The sequence below is a fragment of the Enterobacter cloacae complex sp. IR5441 genome (assembly GCF_049238215.1).
Taxonomy (GTDB): Bacteria; Pseudomonadota; Gammaproteobacteria; order Enterobacterales; family Enterobacteriaceae; genus Enterobacter; species Enterobacter hormaechei_C.
The window spans coordinates 143,767-159,298 of the sequence record NZ_JBMKIA010000008.1; the positions used below are offsets into that span (position 1 = coordinate 143,767).

At 56.1% G+C, this 15,532-nt stretch carries 13 protein-coding genes; 9 read left to right on the forward strand and 4 right to left on the reverse strand.

What is annotated here, in order from left to right; genetic code table 11:
- The first annotated feature begins 21 nt into the window (after positions 1-21).
- From ycfP to ACOTX5_RS11675, 3 genes are all read left to right on the forward strand, one after another.
- Positions 22-564 (forward strand): alpha/beta hydrolase YcfP, encoded by a 543-nt coding sequence (gene ycfP, locus ACOTX5_RS11665; RefSeq protein WP_006809239.1) that lies wholly within the window; start codon positions 22-24, stop codon positions 562-564.
- Positions 565-800: 236 nt separating this feature from the next.
- Positions 801-2,105 carry an NAD(P)/FAD-dependent oxidoreductase gene (locus ACOTX5_RS11670; RefSeq protein ID WP_017693633.1) on the forward strand — a complete coding sequence of 435 codons (1,305 nt, stop codon included), beginning with the start codon at positions 801-803 and terminating at the stop codon, positions 2,103-2,105.
- A 193-nt stretch (positions 2,106-2,298) separates the two neighbouring features.
- The gene (locus tag ACOTX5_RS11675) at positions 2,299-2,838 is read left to right on the forward strand and encodes a glycine zipper 2TM domain-containing protein (RefSeq protein ID WP_017384715.1); all 540 of its coding nucleotides are present in this window, start codon (positions 2,299-2,301) and stop codon (positions 2,836-2,838) included.
- Between the two features lie 59 nt (positions 2,839-2,897).
- On the opposite strand, the gene ACOTX5_RS11680 is transcribed toward ACOTX5_RS11675, so the two are convergent.
- On the reverse strand, positions 2,898-3,533 hold the full coding sequence (locus tag ACOTX5_RS11680) for a TetR/AcrR family transcriptional regulator (RefSeq protein WP_015570813.1): 636 nt from the start codon (positions 3,531-3,533) through the stop codon (positions 2,898-2,900).
- Positions 3,534-3,778: 245 nt separating this feature from the next.
- On the opposite strand from ACOTX5_RS11680, the gene bhsA reads away from it, so the two are divergent.
- Entirely contained in the window at positions 3,779-4,036 is a 258-nt protein-coding gene (gene bhsA, locus ACOTX5_RS11685; RefSeq protein WP_006809234.1) for a multiple stress resistance protein BhsA, read from the forward strand.
- Positions 4,037-4,113: 77 nt separating this feature from the next.
- Here the strand turns inward: bhsA and ldtC are convergent, their stop codons facing one another.
- The 3 genes from ldtC to ACOTX5_RS11700 all read right to left on the reverse strand — a co-directional run bounded on the left by ldtC (position 4,114) and on the right by ACOTX5_RS11700 (position 10,312).
- Complete coding sequence (ldtC, locus tag ACOTX5_RS11690; RefSeq protein ID WP_023303432.1) at positions 4,114-5,079, reverse strand: L,D-transpeptidase LdtC; 966 nt, start codon at positions 5,077-5,079, stop codon at positions 4,114-4,116.
- Between the two features lie 145 nt (positions 5,080-5,224).
- On the reverse strand, positions 5,225-8,671 hold the full coding sequence (gene mfd / locus ACOTX5_RS11695) for a transcription-repair coupling factor (protein WP_017693631.1): 3,447 nt from the start codon (positions 8,669-8,671) through the stop codon (positions 5,225-5,227).
- A gap of 567 nt (positions 8,672-9,238) precedes the next feature.
- Complete coding sequence (locus tag ACOTX5_RS11700; protein WP_045911621.1) at positions 9,239-10,312, reverse strand: acyltransferase family protein; 1,074 nt, start codon at positions 10,310-10,312, stop codon at positions 9,239-9,241.
- A 256-nt stretch (positions 10,313-10,568) separates the two neighbouring features.
- Here ACOTX5_RS11700 and lolC point away from each other — a divergent pair, with 256 nt between their 5' ends.
- Genes lolC through cobB form a run of 5 tightly spaced genes read left to right on the forward strand, consistent with a single transcriptional unit; the run spans position 10,569 to position 15,508 of the window.
- Positions 10,569-11,768 (forward strand): lipoprotein-releasing ABC transporter permease subunit LolC, encoded by a 1,200-nt coding sequence (gene lolC / locus ACOTX5_RS11705; protein ID WP_017384712.1) that lies wholly within the window; start codon positions 10,569-10,571, stop codon positions 11,766-11,768.
- Positions 11,761-12,462 carry a lipoprotein-releasing ABC transporter ATP-binding protein LolD gene (lolD, locus tag ACOTX5_RS11710; RefSeq protein WP_015570809.1) on the forward strand — a complete coding sequence of 234 codons (702 nt, stop codon included), beginning with the start codon at positions 11,761-11,763 and terminating at the stop codon, positions 12,460-12,462. Before lolC ends, lolD begins: the two co-directional genes overlap by 8 nt.
- On the forward strand, positions 12,462-13,706 hold the full coding sequence (gene lolE / locus ACOTX5_RS11715) for a lipoprotein-releasing ABC transporter permease subunit LolE (RefSeq protein WP_017384711.1): 1,245 nt from the start codon (positions 12,462-12,464) through the stop codon (positions 13,704-13,706). Before lolD ends, lolE begins: the two co-directional genes overlap by 1 nt.
- A 54-nt stretch (positions 13,707-13,760) precedes the next feature.
- Complete coding sequence (nagK, locus tag ACOTX5_RS11720; protein WP_045911622.1) at positions 13,761-14,672, forward strand: N-acetylglucosamine kinase; 912 nt, start codon at positions 13,761-13,763, stop codon at positions 14,670-14,672.
- A gap of 14 nt (positions 14,673-14,686) precedes the next feature.
- Positions 14,687-15,508, forward strand: coding sequence for a Sir2 family NAD+-dependent deacetylase (gene cobB, locus ACOTX5_RS11725; RefSeq protein ID WP_006809226.1), 822 nt, complete (start codon positions 14,687-14,689; stop codon positions 15,506-15,508).
- Positions 15,509-15,532 lie beyond the last annotated feature (24 nt).

Below are 15,532 nucleotides of genomic sequence, written 5' to 3' on the forward strand. Positions count from 1 at the left end.
AAGGCGTAGCGTGGTGAGACGATGATCATTTATTTACACGGTTTTGACTCAAACAGTCCTGGTAATCATGAGAAAGTGCTGCAATTGCAGTTTATCGATCCGGATGTCCGGCTGATCAGTTACAGCACACGTCATCCGAAGCATGACATGCAGCATCTGCTTAAAGAAGTGGATAAAATGTTGCAGCTCAATATCGACGATCGCCCGCTGATCTGCGGCGTGGGGTTAGGAGGATACTGGGCAGAGCGCATCGGTTTTTTGTGCGATATCCGTCAGGTCATTTTTAATCCTAACCTCTTTCCGAACGAAAACATGGAAGGCAAAATCGATCGCCCGGAGGAGTACGCCGACATCGCAACTAAATGCGTGAGCAATTTCCGTGAAAAGAACCGCGATCGGTGTCTGGTGATCCTCTCCCGCAACGATGAAGCGCTGAACAGCTCCCGCGCCGCCGAGCTTCTGCACCATTACTACGAAATTGTCTGGGACGAAGAGCAGACCCACAAGTTCAAAAACATTTCCCCGCACTTGCAGCGTATTAAAGCCTTTAAAACGCTGGGCTGATCTCCCTGAACCTGATAAAGGCCCGGTACGTGAAAGCGTACCGGGCCTCTTTTTTGTCAGAGTTGTCTACTTTTAAACCATCAAAACTTGATACATATCAATTTTGGTATGACCAATGCGCCTGACGTGCTATTCTCAATGAATCTGAATGGTTTCAGCGCAGTAACCTGTTGTTAATTAAGGGTTATTTATATAACTTTTAATTAACAATTGGTTAATAATTTGAGGGGGTCACGTTGACTACGCCATTGAAAAAGATAGTGATTGTCGGCGGTGGTGCTGGCGGACTGGAGCTCGCGACACAGCTGGGTAAGAAGCTGGGTCGCGGTAAGAAAGCCAAAATCACGCTGGTGGATCGTAACCACAGTCATCTGTGGAAGCCGTTACTGCACGAAGTGGCGACCGGGTCGCTGGATGAGGGCGTGGATGCGCTGAGCTATCTGGCGCATGCGCGTAACCACCACTTCCAGTTCCAGCTGGGTTCGGTGGTGGATATCAATCGTGAAAACAAAACCATCACGCTGGCTGAGCTGCGTGATGATAAAGGCGAGTTGCTGGTTCCTGAGCGCAAGCTGGCCTATGACACGCTGGTGATGGCCCTGGGCAGTACCTCCAATGATTTCAACACCCCAGGCGTAAAAGAGCACTGCATCTTCCTGGATAACCCGCATCAGGCGCGTCGTTTCCATCAGGAGATGCTTAACCTGTTCCTGAAGTACACCAATAACATGGGTGCTAACGGCAAGGTCAACATTGCTATCGTGGGCGGCGGCGCAACGGGCGTTGAATTATCGGCGGAGTTGCACAATGCGGTCAAACAGCTGCACAGCTACGGCTACAAAGGGCTGACTAACGAAGCGCTGAATGTGACGCTGGTGGAAGCAGGTGAACGTATTCTGCCTGCGCTGCCGCCGCGTATTTCCGGCGCGGCGCACAACGAGCTGACCAAACTAGGCGTGCGCGTGCTGACCCAGACCATGGTGACCAGCGCGGATGAGGGCGGCCTGCATACCAAAGACGGCGAATATATCCAGGCCGACCTGATGGTTTGGGCTGCGGGGATCAAAGCGCCTGATTTCATGAAAGATATCGGTGGGCTGGAGACGAACCGCATTAACCAGCTGGTGACAGAGCCGACGCTGCAAACCACGCGCGATCCGGACATCTTCGCCATTGGCGACTGTGCCTCATGCGCACGTCCGGAAGGCGGATTTGTACCGCCTCGCGCCCAGGCCGCGCACCAGATGGCAAGCCTCGTGCTGCATAACATCCTGGCGCAGATGAAAGGCAAACCGATGAAAGCCTATGTCTACAAAGACCACGGCTCTCTGGTGTCGCTCTCAAACTTCTCCACCGTGGGCAGCCTGATGGGTAACCTGATGCGCGGCTCCATGATGGTGGAAGGGCGCATCGCCCGCTTCGTGTACATTTCTCTGTACCGTATGCACCAGATTGCGCTGCACGGCTACTTCAAAACCGGCCTGATGATGCTGGTTGGCCGCATCAACCGCGTGATCCGTCCACGCCTGAAGCTGCACTAATTTCTCTCTCCCTCCGGGCCCTCCGGAGGGAATTCTTAGCACATCATGCTGTGCATTTCCCTCCTGACGCTTAAGAGTTCTCTTAAACCCACGTTGTCCCGGTCAACAGCCCTGATTTTGATCCTTTATCTTATTGGCGAAGCGTTTATTGCGCTGCAAAATTGCTACCAATTGCAACAAAGGAGGAAGTCCCGTGAATAAATCAATGTTGGCGGGTATAGGGATTGGCGTCGCAGCTGCGTTAGGTGTGGCTGCCGTAGCCAGTCTGAACGTACTTGATCGTGGCCCGCAGTATGCGCAGGTGGTTTCCGCTACACCGATCAAAGAGACGGTCAAGACGCCTCGTCAGGAGTGCCGTAATGTTTCTGTCACCCACCGTCGTCCGGTTCAGGATGAAAACCGTATCGCTGGCTCCGTGCTGGGCGCGGTTGCTGGTGGGGTGATTGGTCATCAGTTTGGTGGCGGCCGTGGTAAGGATGTCGCGACGGTGGTTGGTGCGCTGGGTGGCGGTTATGCCGGTAACCAGGTACAGGGCGCGATGCAGGAAAATGATACCTACACCACAACGCAGCAGCGCTGTAAAACCGTGTATGACAAGTCTGAAAAAATGTTGGGCTACGACGTAACCTACAAAATTGGCGATCAGCAGGGCAAAATCCGCATGGATAAAGATCCTGGCACGCAGATCCCTCTCGACAGCAACGGTCAGCTGATACTGAATAACAAAGTGTAAAAAAGATGTTCTCTGAACTTAGCTCCTCATGCGCTCAGGCTGAGGAGCTTTTTTTTGCGTCAGAGTTTAAGAAGTTCAGGCCACAGGCGCAGCGTTGTTTGCGTAATCCCCTGCAATTTTTCCAGCGTCGCGCCTTCACGGGCGCTGATGGACATCCCCTGTAAAATACAGCTCAAATACTGGGAAAGCTCCTGCGGACGGCAATGCGCCGGTATTTCGCCGCGCTGCTGACGCTGAGCCAGAAACGTGCTGAGCGTCTCCTCCTGCATCGCATGTCGCGATTTGACCGTGTTGGCAATCTCTTTAGACGATGCCGCGAGGGTCGCGGAGGTGTTGATCATAAAACAGCCCGCAGGCGTGTCCTTGCTGGTATAGCAGGTCGCGATTGCCGTGAAATAATCCTGCAATGCCTGCTCAACCGTTTTTTCTTCGCAGAACAGCTGGGCTTCATGTTTTGCCGCGAAGCGCGCGATGTATCTGTCCAGAACGGCCCGGAATAAGCCTTCTTTGTTGGTGAACTCTGCGTACAGGGTAGGGGCTTTCGCGCCCGTTGCTTCCACGAGATCGGAAAGCGACGTAGCTTCATACCCATGCTGCCAGAAGAGCGTCATAGCCTTATCGAGCGCCGCATCCCTGTCGAACACTTTTGGTCGGCCACGGCTTTTCTTCGCGCAACGCGTAACATCGGTTGTCATGTGCCGTTGGTCCTCTGTTGTTTTGTTGAATAGTCATTATAAAAATAAATGTCTGCAACGACCAGCGGTGATTTCTGAAAAATAATTTAATTTTATCTTTATGAAATATAAGGCAAATGAAATTAATTTAACGACCATTATAAAAATGGGTTGACGTGTGACCTGGATCACATCTATCATTTACCTATCGATCGTTAACTAAATAACTAACGACCACTACATCATCTGCCTAAAGGTATAAAATCATGAAAAACGTTAAAACCCTCATCGCTGCCGCCGTTCTGAGTTCACTCTCTTTCGCAAGCTTCGCTGCTGTTGAAGTGCAATCCACGCCAGCAGACCAGCAGAAAGTCGGTACCATCTCTGCCACTGCCGGGACTAATCTGGGCTCTCTGGAAGATCAGCTGGCACAAAAAGCTGACGAAATGGGTGCGAAATCATTCCGCATCACCTCTGTGACCGGTCCTAACACCCTGCACGGTACCGCTGTTATCTACAAATAAGCGTAACGCAACCCTCCGTTATGCCACTGCAATAAAAAACGCCCTGCTGATGCAGGGCGTTTGTCGTTATTACTGCTTTACATTGATTGCTGAGCAACCTCATGATGCCGCGTGACATCGGTTGGCATCCCCGAGCGCGCTTCCATCGCCCGCTCCATCACCGCACCATCGGTATTGGCATTCGTTTTAAAACTCACCATCGAGGCATTCAGATTAATTGGCAGCGTCTGCGGATCGTCATTGATGTTTTTCGATAGCGGCTGGTGGATCTCAACCAGACGGACGCCACCCGGCTCTTCAGACACTTTAATCGGCGTATTAATGATATTCACTTTCGTGCCAGGGGCGATCACGCGGTAGAGCGTTTTGATATCGTCATCGCGCAGGCGAATGCAGCCGGAGCTGACGCGCATCCCGATCCCGAAATCCGCATTCGTTCCGTGCAGAAGATAAACCCCACCGTATGCCGCCAGGCGAATCGCATGGTGCCCCATCGGATTATCCGGGCCAGCAGGCACCACGGCAGGCAGGTCGATACCTTGAGCTTTATAACGGGCGCGAATGTTTGCCGTCGGGGTCCAGGTTGGATTAGCGCGCTTATCAGAGACGGTGGTGACCATGGTAGGCGTGAGCGTATCGCCCCCCAACTGACCAATACCGATAGGGTAGACGGTCACTTCGTTCTTGCCCGGCGGGTAGTAATACAGACGCAGCTCGGCGAGATTAATCACAATGCCCTGACGCGGCGCGTCCGGCAGGATGGTTTGCAGCGGAATCGTCAGTACGCTGCCTGCCCGGGGCACGTATGGATCTACGCCCGGGTTGGCCTGCAACAGCGCCAGGAACCCGACGTTATATTTTTTGGCAATCGCTTCCAGCGAACCGCCATCGTTTTCAACCACGTGAAAGCGGTTTTCACCTACGACGTTGCTGCCGGCAGGCGGAAGAGGCCAGGTATTGGCGCGAGCAGGGAGCGCGACGGCAACCGTCGCGGCCAGCGCAAACAGAGTTAACCAGCGGGTAAAACGCGAAGAAATCATCATTATCATAATCCATACAAATGATAAGGTTATTGTTTTATAAGGCGTTAATGATAATTATGGCGAATGTATAGTCGGGAAGTTCGGGCGAAGTGCAAAGAGTTTGTAAATTGTCCCCCCGCCAGCCGGGCGCTGGCGGGGGATACCGTTATGCGATGGCGTTCTCTTCCAGCTGACGCATAAAGTTACGCACCCAGTCCATGCGGGTTTTACGTTCCGTCAGATCCTGAGTAAATTTCAGACGCGTCGGGCCATCAAGACGGAAATGCTGCGGCTGTTTTTGCAGGAGGCCAATCAGCCACATCGGATCGACGTGGTTCTTCTCGGCAAACTCAATGACGCCGCCTTTCTCATTGCCTTCAAGCTTGCGAATGCCCAGCTTCTGCGCCTGCTGACGCAGGCGGGCAATATCAAGCAGGTTGCGCGCCGCATCGGGCAATATCCCAAAACGGTCAATCAGTTCGACTTTGATCTCTTCCAGCTCGCCTTCGCTTTTCGCGCTGGCAATGCGTTTGTAGAACGACAGACGGGTATTCACGTCAGGAATAAAATCATCCGGCAGCAGAGAAGGCATGCGCAGTTCCACTTCGGTCTGCTGGCTGGTGAGATCTTCCAGAGACGGTTCACGTCCGGCTTTAAGCGCGTCGACGGCATTTTCCAGCAGCTCCATATACAGCGAGAAACCGATGGTTTCCATGGAGCCGCTCTGGTCTTCACCCAGCAGCTCACCGGCGCCGCGGATCTCCAGGTCGTGGGTCGCCAGCGCAAAGCCAGCACCCAGATCTTCCAGTGAGGCGATAGCTTCCAGACGCTTTTGCGCGTCGGTGGTCATCGCCTTCGGATGCGGCGTCAGCAGCCAGGCGTAGGCCTGATGGTGCGAGCGCCCGACGCGCCCGCGCAGCTGGTGCAGCTGGGCCAGGCCGAAGTGATCCGCACGTTCGATAATGATGGTGTTCGCCGTTGGAATGTCGATCCCGGTCTCAATGATGGTGGTACACACCAGCACGTTGAAACGCTGGTGGTGGAAATCGTTCATCACCCGCTCCAGCTCGCGCTCGCGCATCTGGCCGTGACCAATGGCGATGCGCGCTTCCGGTACCAGCTCTGCCAACCTGTCGGCGGCTTTCTGAATATTTTCAACGTCGTTATACAGGTAATACACCTGGCCGCCGCGCAGCACTTCGCGCAGGATCGCCTCGCGCACCACCAGATTGTCGTACTCGCGAACAAAGGTTTTCACCGCCAGACGGCGCGCCGGTGGGGTGGCGATTATCGACAGATCGCGCATGCCGCTCATCGCCATGTTCAGGGTGCGCGGGATCGGCGTTGCGGTCAGGGTCAGAATGTCGACGTCGGCGCGCATCGCTTTGATGCGCTCTTTATGGCGCACCCCGAAGCGGTGCTCTTCATCCACGATCAGCAGCCCCAGATCTTTCCACTTCACGTCGCTTTGCAGCAGCTTGTGAGTGCCGATCAGAATATCAATTTTGCCTTCGCTTGCCTGTTCCAGGATTTGCGTCTGCTCTTTGGCGCTGCGAAAACGCGACAGCATCTCAATGCGCACCGGCCAGTTGGCGAAGCGGTCGCGGAAGTTGTCGAAGTGCTGCTGGGCGAGGAGGGTAGTCGGCACCAGCACCGCCACCTGCTTGTTGTTTTCCACCGCCAAAAAGGCGGCACGCATCGCCACTTCGGTTTTGCCGAAGCCCACGTCACCGCAGACCAAGCGGTCCATGGCCAGCGGCTGGCACATGTCGCTCAGCACGGCGTTAATGGCCTGGGCCTGATCCGGCGTAGTTTCAAACGGGAAGCTGTCGCAGAACAGCTGATACTGCTCTTTATCATGCTTAAACGCATAGCCCTCTTTGGCCGCACGCTGGGCGTAAATATCCAGCAGCTCGGCGGCCACGTCGCGTACTTTTTCCGCTGCCTTCTGGCGCGCGCGCGCCCAGGCATCGCCGCCCAGCTTATGCAGCGGCGCGTTGTCTTCCGCGCCCCCGGCGTAGCGACTGATCAGGTGCAGGGACGACACCGGCACGTACAGTTTGGCGTCGTTGGCGTAGGTCAGCATCAGGTATTCACCTTTGATGCCGCCTGCTTCGAGGGTGGTCATCCCCTGATAGCGACCCACCCCGTGTTCAAGGTGAACGATCGGCTGACCGGGGTGCAGTTCGGCCAGGTTACGGATCAGGGTGTCTGGGTTGATGGTGCGACGGCTGTCCTGACGACGGCGCGCGACGCGCTCGCCCAGCAGGTCGCTTTCACAAATCAACGCCAGGTTATTGAGCGTATCAATGAATCCGTGCTCGGCGGCGCCGATCATCAGGTAACGGCCATTTCCGGTCGCTTCGCTCAGGCGAAGAATGCGCTTCGGCGCAACTTTGATCCGTCCCAGCAGTTCGCCCAGCGCTTCACGGCGACCCTCACTTTCAACGGAGAAGACCACCGGCCCGGTGAAGGACTCAAGAAACTTGCGCAGATTATCAAGGGGGGATTTCTGCTGCGCCTGGACGGCCAGATCAGGCAGCGTCCGGAACGCGAGATTGGTGTTCGCCGCCTTCTCGGCAAGCGCGTCGGTTTTGAGCTGCATGCGCGGCCAGCGTTTCAGCTCGGCGTTGAGCTCGTCGGTACGTAGCCACAGCATTTCCGGCGGCAGCAGCGGACGCATCGGGTCAACGCCCCGGTTTTCAAAGCGGGCGCGCGTTTCGCTTTCAAAGCGGCTGGCACTGGCGTCGATATCCCCGGTGTTAACAATCAGCGTATTCGCCGGGAAGTAGCTGAACAGCGCCGGCAGCGGTTCGTTAAAGAACAGGGGCTGCCAGTACTCGATCCCGGCCGGAAGGGTGCCCTTGCTGACTTGCTGGTAGATATGTTCGGCATCGCGCTTCACGTCGAACCTGTCGCGCCACTGGCTGCGGAACAGCTCGATGGCGGTTTTATCCGTCGGGAACTCATGGGCGGGCAGTAGGTTAATGGAGTCCACTTCCTCCAGCGTGCGCTGGGTGTCAGCGTCGAACACGCGCAGGCTGTCGATCTCATCATCAAAGAAATCCAGACGATATGGCCGATCGCTGCCCATCGGATAGAGATCCAGCAGCGCACCGCGCGTCGCATATTCGCCGTGCTCCATCACCTGGTCGACATGTCGATAGCCGGCTCCGTCCAGCTGCACGCGCAGGGCATCGCGCGACAGGCGTTGGCCTTTTTTCATCACCAGCGCATGGCCGTGCAAATAGCTGTGCGGACAGACGCGCTGCATCAGGGTATTCACCGGCACAATCAGCACGCCGCGCTGCATGGTGGGAAGCTGATACAGCGTCGACAGGCGCGAGGAGATGATCTCCTGGTGCGGAGAAAAACTGTCGTAGGGAAGCGTTTCCCAGTCGGCCAGGCTGAATACCAGACTGTCGGTGAACTGACGAATTTCGTCGTGCAGGCGCAGGGCGTTTTGCATGTCCGGGGCAACCAGCACCACCGGCCCTGGATGCCGCTCAGCAATTTCCGCCACCAGGGTGGCGCAGGCCGCGCCCGTGAGTTCGCCCAGCTGGCGCTGGTCGCCCGCTTTGACAGGCAAGGAGTAACGATAGTGTTCAGGCATGGCTATGTCAGAGTCTCTTGGGGATATACCAACAGTATTGGGGCATATCACTGATACGCAATGTCTTTATTATCCTCGATCGTTTTACATAAGCAAATCGTAACCGCACAAGAGGGAAAGTGCCCCCGGATGGGTAGAGGGTTCCTCAGTAATTTGAAAGCAGAAGCAATAACGTTGTCTTCAGACTAACTGAGGGCTTTCAGCGATGCCCTGGTCCGGCTGTAAATCGCTGAGGCGTTTCCTGAAGGCCGGGGCGAGGCGCAGGGATGCGCCGAGAGGGCGTGGCCTGCATGGATGCAGGCTCATGCCCGACCCGATAGCCGGAAGGAATAAGCCGAGGGTATCGCGAAGCGACGATTTACCGCCGGGAGCCCGGGTTGCCAGGGTGGTGGCGACTGAGCCACCCTGGCACGTTCACCGCTCGTGCGGTTATAGAATAGCAAGGAACATAAGGTGAACGGAACGAGCACCACAGCTGTATGTTCACCCTCACCCCAGCCCTCTCCCATAGGGAGAGGGAGCCGTCTGTGCAGGCCTTATTTTGTAGCCCGTATGGGACAGGGTTAGTTAGCGGGTCGTGGGCACGGGCGAAAGCCGCGCGGGAGGGGAGAAGAAAAGATCGCCAAAGAGGGCGGTCGAGAGCTTACGTGCCCCCAGCCCAACCAGCGTGCAGACGAGCAGGCTGATAAACGGGTAGACCAGAATCAGCGTTAACTCCGCCCAGATCGGCCAGTACGCCGCATTCATTTCGCGGATCATGAGCAGGCTAAACGCCTCAATTAAAATGCGGTGGGTGGTATAAATCGCGATGGTGTTTGAACCGATGACGTTCAGCAGGTTATTGGGATGAACGGCATAACGCTGCTCGAAGCTGTAAAAGAGCTTCATGATAACCACGATTGACAGCAGAGAGAGCGGCAGAGGGACATTAGCGAACCACAGCACCACCGACACCGCACCAGAGGCGATGAGGATCAGCCAGCTGCGGCGCAAATTCATCCCTTTCATCCACGCCATCAACTGCGCGCCGTACCATGCGCCGAGGCTGTAGTAGACCATGTTGCGCACCACGCTGTTCATTCCCCACCACGGTAACGGCAGGAAGTTGATGGCGATGCTTGCCAGCGCCAGAAGCCCCAGCATCGGCAGTTTCCAGCGGCTCAGCAGCTTACAGAGCGTAAAGTAGACCACTAAGGCGTACAAATACCACAGGCTTGTGCTGGCCGTGAGCATTCCCCGTACAAACCCTGAAACGGAATCGGCGTAGGCCGCATTGGATGCTGTCGCCAGCTCTCGCTCGGGGGCGAACCAGGCATTCAGATGAGTCAGCGCCTGCCATTGCAGGACGCCCCACAGGGCCAAAACCCAGACAATGCTCCAGATCCGCTTGTCGAGACTGGTGCGCCAGTTCACCTCGTCAATATATCGACGGATCAAATAGCCGGAGATAAAGAAAAACACCGGCATACGGAACGGGGCAAGGTAAAGATTAAAGTAGACCCAGCATTTGGCGAGCAGGCCCGATAACGGATGCTGTAGCCCGTCCAGGTGAGGATAAAAGGTGATCACCGAGTGGTAAATCACCACCAGGCAGATGCACAGACCTTTTATCTGGTTAATCCATAATGCTTTTTGTTTCATTGTGCGTGACGACCTTGTTGCCATAAACGAAAGGACGATTGTTGTAAAATGAAACCCTGATGTAACGGGTAACAGTCTGTATCAGGACGATTTTCGGAAAAGGTGGAGGCTGTCTGGCGGAAGTTCAGTCAGTAGCATGATGATTTATCTGAATTTTTCGGAAAAATGATTACCGAATCTTACGGTTTCAGTCATTTACGCTTAGCGGATTCGCTTATATACTCGTGGGTCTGCTATCAGCAAACAGACGGATTTCATGTATCAACCTGTCGCACTCTTTATAGGCTTACGTTACATGCGTGGGCGCGCCGCGGACCGCTTCGGTCGCTTTGTCTCCTGGCTTTCGACTATTGGCATTACGCTTGGCGTGATGGCACTGGTGACGGTGCTTTCCGTCATGAACGGCTTCGAGCGCGAGCTGCAAAACAATATCCTGGGGCTGATGCCGCAGGCCGTTCTCTCTTCCACTCAGGGTTCCGTTAATCCGCAACAGCTGCCGGAAAGCGCGGTGAAGTTACAGGGTGTCACGCGCGTTGCGCCGCTCACGACGGGCGATGTGGTGCTGCAAAGCGCCCGTAGCGTGGCGGTCGGGGTGATGCTGGGTATCGATCCGGCGCAAAAAGATCCGCTGACGCCGTTCCTGGTCAATGTGAAACAAACCGACCTGGAAGCGGGTAAATACAACGTCATCCTCGGCGAGCAGCTTGCCGGGCAGCTCGGGGTCAACCGTGGCGATCAGCTGCGTGTGATGGTGCCGTCAGCCAGTCAGTTTACGCCGATGGGGCGTCTGCCAAGCCAGCGTCTGTTCAACGTGATTGGCACGTTTGCGGCGAACAGCGAAGTTGATGGTTACCAGATGCTGGTGAACATTCAGGACGCCTCGCGTCTGATGCGCTACCCGGCGGGAAATATCACCGGCTGGCGTCTGTGGCTTGATGCGCCGCTGAAGGTGGATACCCTTAGCCAGCAGACGCTACCGGAAGGGACGAAATGGCAGGACTGGCGCGACCGGAAGGGCGAACTGTTCCAGGCCGTGCGCATGGAGAAAAACATGATGGGGCTGCTGCTGAGCCTGATCGTGGCCGTTGCCGCGTTTAATATCATCACCTCGCTCGGGCTGATGGTGATGGAGAAGCAAGGCGAAGTCGCCATTCTGCAAACCCAGGGGCTGACTCCGCGCCAGATCATGGCGGTATTTATGGTCCAGGGTGCCAGCGCTGGCATCATTGGCGCGCTGCTCGGCGCGGCGCTGGGGGCGCTGCTCGCCAGCCAGCTCAACAATCTCATGCCGATTATCGGCGCGCTGCTTGATGGCGCGGCGCTGCCGGTGGCTATCGAGCCGCTCCAGGTGGTCGGTATTGCGCTGGCCGCGATGGCCATTGCGCTGCTTTCTACGCTTTATCCTTCCTGGCGGGCTGCCGCCACTCAACCCGCTGAGGCTTTACGTTATGAATAAGATCCTGTTGCAGTGCGACAACCTGTCCAAACGCTATCAGGAAGGCACTGTGCAGACCGACGTGTTGCACAATGTGAGTTTTAGCGTGGGTGAAGGCGAGATGATGGCTATTGTCGGTAGCTCTGGCTCCGGTAAAAGTACGTTGCTGCACCTGCTTGGCGGGCTGGACACGCCAACCGAAGGCGATGTGATCTTCTCCGGGCAGCCGCTGAGTAAAATGTCGTCTACGGCGAAAGCCGAGCTGCGTAACCGCGAGCTGGGCTTTATCTATCAGTTCCACCATCTGCTGCCGGACTTTACGGCGCTGGAAAACGTCGCAATGCCGCTGCTGATTGGTAAAAAGAAACCCGCGGAAATTAATGCCCGCGCCAGCGACATGCTAAAAGCGGTAGGGCTGGGTCATCGCGGGAATCACCGTCCGTCTGAGCTTTCCGGCGGTGAGCGTCAGCGTGTGGCCATCGCCCGTGCGCTGGTCAACAACCCGCGCCTGGTGCTGGCGGATGAACCGACAGGTAACCTCGATGCGCGTAACGCAGACAGCATTTTCCAGCTTCTCGGCGAACTGAACGCCGCACAGGGAACCGCGTTTCTGGTGGTCACCCACGATTTACAACTGGCTAAGCGGATGGGGCGTCAGCTGGAAATGCGCGACGGTCGTTTGAATGCTGAACTGACGCTGATGGGAGCGGAGTAATGGCTTCACCGTTATCGTTACTCATCGGGTTACGCTTTAGCCGCGGTCGTCGCCGGAGCGGGATGGTATCCCTTATCTCCGTGATCTCCACCATCGGTATCGCCCTGGGCGTGGCGGTGTTGATCGTGGGCTTAAGCGCCATGAACGGCTTTGAGCGTGAACTGAATAACCGCATTCTGGCCGTTGTCCCCCACGGTGAAATCGAGCCGGTTAACCAGCCGTGGTCCAGCTGGCGTGATGCCCTTAACAAAGTGGAAAAGGTGCCCGGCATTGCGGCGGCTGCACCTTACATCAACTTTACCGGGCTGGTAGAGAGCGGGGTAAACCTGCGCGCCATTCAGGTGAAAGGGGTAAATCCTCGTCAGGAAGAGCGTCTGAGCGCGCTGCCGCGCTATGTGCAAAATGGCGCATGGGCAAACTTTAAGGCTGGCGAGCAGCAGATCATTATGGGCAAAGGCGTTGCCGATGCGCTGAAGGTGAAACAGGGCGACTGGGTCTCGATCATGATCCCGAACGCCAGCGCTGATCACAAATTGCAGCAGCCTAAGCGCGTACGTCTGCACGTCACCGGTATTTTGCAACTGAGCGGCCAGCTCGATCACAGCTTCGCGATGGTGCCGCTGGAAGATGCGCGCCAGTATCTGGATATGAGCGACAGCGTGACGGGCATTGCCATTAAGGTTAACGACGTCTTCAACGCCAATAAACTGGTGCGTGACGCTGGCAGCGTGACCAATAACTATGTCTACATCAAAAGCTGGATCGGCACTTACGGGTATATGTACCGTGATATCCAGATGATCCGCGCGATTATGTATCTGGCGATGGTGCTGGTGATTGGGGTGGCGTGTTTTAATATCGTCTCGACGCTGGTCATGGCCGTTAAGGATAAGAGCGGCGACATCGCCGTGCTGCGTACCTTAGGGGCGAAAGACGGTCTTATTCGCGCCATCTTCGTCTGGTACGGTTTGCTGGCGGGGCTGTTTGGCAGCCTCTGCGGCGTGGCGATCGGCGTGGTGGTTTCCCTTCAGCTGACGCCGATTATCAACGGGATTGAAGCGCTTATTGGCCATCAGTTCCTTTCAGGCGATATCTATTTTATTGACTTCCTGCCGTCTGAACTGCACTGGCTGGACGTTATTTATGTGCTGGTTACAGCACTTTTACTGAGTCTGCTGGCAAGCTGGTATCCGGCGCGTCGCGCAAGCCGAATTGATCCGGCGAGGGTATTAAGTGGCCAGTAATTTCGTCATGGTTTAGCGGTCTTTTGGCCGCTGAATCAAACAGAGGAATGCATCATGTATTACGGATTTGATATTGGCGGCACCAAGATTGCGCTCGGCGTGTTCGATAAAGACCTTAAGCTACAATGGGAAACCCGCGTACCCACGCCGCGCGAAAGCTACGATGAATTTTTAACCGCCATTGCCGCGCTGGTGGCGCAAGCGGATGAACGCTTTGGCGTCATAGGCAGCGTCGGCATTGGTATTCCGGGTATGCCCGAAACCGACGATGGCACGCTGTATGCCGCCAACGTTCCTGCCGCCAGCGGCAAACCGCTGCGTGCCGATCTTTCTGCTCTCCTTGAGCGCGACGTGCGCTTAGACAACGATGCCAACTGTTTTGCTCTCTCAGAGGCCTGGGACGACGAGTTTCGTCGCTATCCGCTGGTGATGGGGTTGATCCTCGGAACCGGTGTGGGGGGCGGGATAATCATTAACGGTAAGCCCATTACCGGGCGCAGCTACATTACCGGCGAATTTGGTCATATCCGACTGCCGGTGGATGCGCTGGATGTTGTCGGACGTGATTTCCCGTTGATCCGCTGCGGTTGTGGTCAGCACGGTTGTATTGAGAGTTACCTTTCAGGCCGTGGGTTTGCATGGCTTTATGAACACTTCTATCATCAGAAACATGACGCCCCCCAAATCATTACCCTGTGGGAACAAGGGGATGCGCAGGCGCGAGAGCACGTTGAACGCTATCTCGACCTGCTGGCCGTGTGCCTGGGGAATATCCTGACCATCGTCGATCCGGATCTGCTGGTGATCGGGGGAGGGCTGTCAAATTTCACTGCGATTACGGAACAGTTGTCCGGGCGTCTGCCCCGACATTTATTGCCGGTCGCCCGCGTGCCGCGCATTGAACGCGCGCGACACGGGGACGCAGGAGGCATGCGCGGAGCCGCATTCCTTCATCTCACCGATTAGTTTACGAGGTTATTATGCTGTCGCGTCGCCAGGGTCGACTCAGCCGTTTTCGCAAAAATAAACGCCGCTTACGTGAACGCCTGCGTCAGCGGATCTTTTTCAGAGACAGGATGATGCCAGAAGCGATGGATAAACCCAGAGTGGTGGTGTTGACCGGGGCGGGGATCTCCGCCGAATCCGGTATTCAGACCTTCCGCGCGGCGGACGGACTGTGGGAAGAACACCGAGTTGAAGATGTGGCGACGCCGGAAGGTTTCGCCCGCGACCCGGCGCTGGTGCAGGCGTTCTACAACGCCCGCCGTCGCCAGCTTCAGCAGCCGGAGATTGCGCCGAATGCGGCGCACCTGGCGCTGGCAAAGCTGGAGGAAGCGCTGGGGGATCGTTTTCTGCTGGTCACGCAGAACATCGACAATCTTCACGAAAGGGCCGGAAACCACAACATCATTCACATGCACGGCGAACTGCTCAAGGTGCGGTGCGCATGGAGTGGTCAGGTGCTGGACTGGAAAGAGGACGTGCTGGACGAAGACCGCTGCCACTGCTGTCAGTTCCCTTCGCGTCTGCGTCCGCATGTGGTCTGGTTTGGCGAAATGCCGCTGGGAATGGATGAGATCTACAGCGCCCTGGCTATGGCGGACGTCTTTATCGCCATTGGCACTTCGGGACATGTCTATCCGGCGGCAGGATTTGTTCACGAAGCGCGACTGCAAGGTGCCCATACGGTGGAGCTTAATCTGGAGCCAAGCCAGGTCGGGAGCGAGTTTGAAGAGAAACATTACGGTCTGGCGAGCGAGGTGGTGCCAGCCTTTGTGGATAAACTCCTAAAGGGGCTGTAAGAGTAACGGGCGACATTGCGTCGC

What these genes read in the sequence shown, in the direction of transcription:
- ycfP (WP_006809239.1), top strand. Translation starts at nt 22, where the DNA reads ATGATCATTTATTTACACGGTTTTGACTCAAACAGTCCTGGTAATCAT.
- ACOTX5_RS11680 (WP_015570813.1), bottom strand. Translation starts at nt 3,533, where the DNA reads ATGACAACCGATGTTACGCGTTGCGCGAAGAAAAGCCGTGGCCGACCA.
- bhsA (WP_006809234.1), top strand. Translation starts at nt 3,779, where the DNA reads ATGAAAAACGTTAAAACCCTCATCGCTGCCGCCGTTCTGAGTTCACTC.
- ldtC (WP_023303432.1), bottom strand. Translation starts at nt 5,079, where the DNA reads ATGATGATTTCTTCGCGTTTTACCCGCTGGTTAACTCTGTTTGCGCTG.
- mfd (WP_017693631.1), bottom strand. Translation starts at nt 8,671, where the DNA reads ATGCCTGAACACTATCGTTACTCCTTGCCTGTCAAAGCGGGCGACCAG.
- ACOTX5_RS11700 (WP_045911621.1), bottom strand. Translation starts at nt 10,312, where the DNA reads ATGAAACAAAAAGCATTATGGATTAACCAGATAAAAGGTCTGTGCATC.
- lolC (WP_017384712.1), top strand. Translation starts at nt 10,569, where the DNA reads ATGTATCAACCTGTCGCACTCTTTATAGGCTTACGTTACATGCGTGGG.
- lolD (WP_015570809.1), top strand. Translation starts at nt 11,761, where the DNA reads ATGAATAAGATCCTGTTGCAGTGCGACAACCTGTCCAAACGCTATCAG.
- lolE (WP_017384711.1), top strand. Translation starts at nt 12,462, where the DNA reads ATGGCTTCACCGTTATCGTTACTCATCGGGTTACGCTTTAGCCGCGGT.
- nagK (WP_045911622.1), top strand. Translation starts at nt 13,761, where the DNA reads ATGTATTACGGATTTGATATTGGCGGCACCAAGATTGCGCTCGGCGTG.
- cobB (WP_006809226.1), top strand. Translation starts at nt 14,687, where the DNA reads ATGCTGTCGCGTCGCCAGGGTCGACTCAGCCGTTTTCGCAAAAATAAA.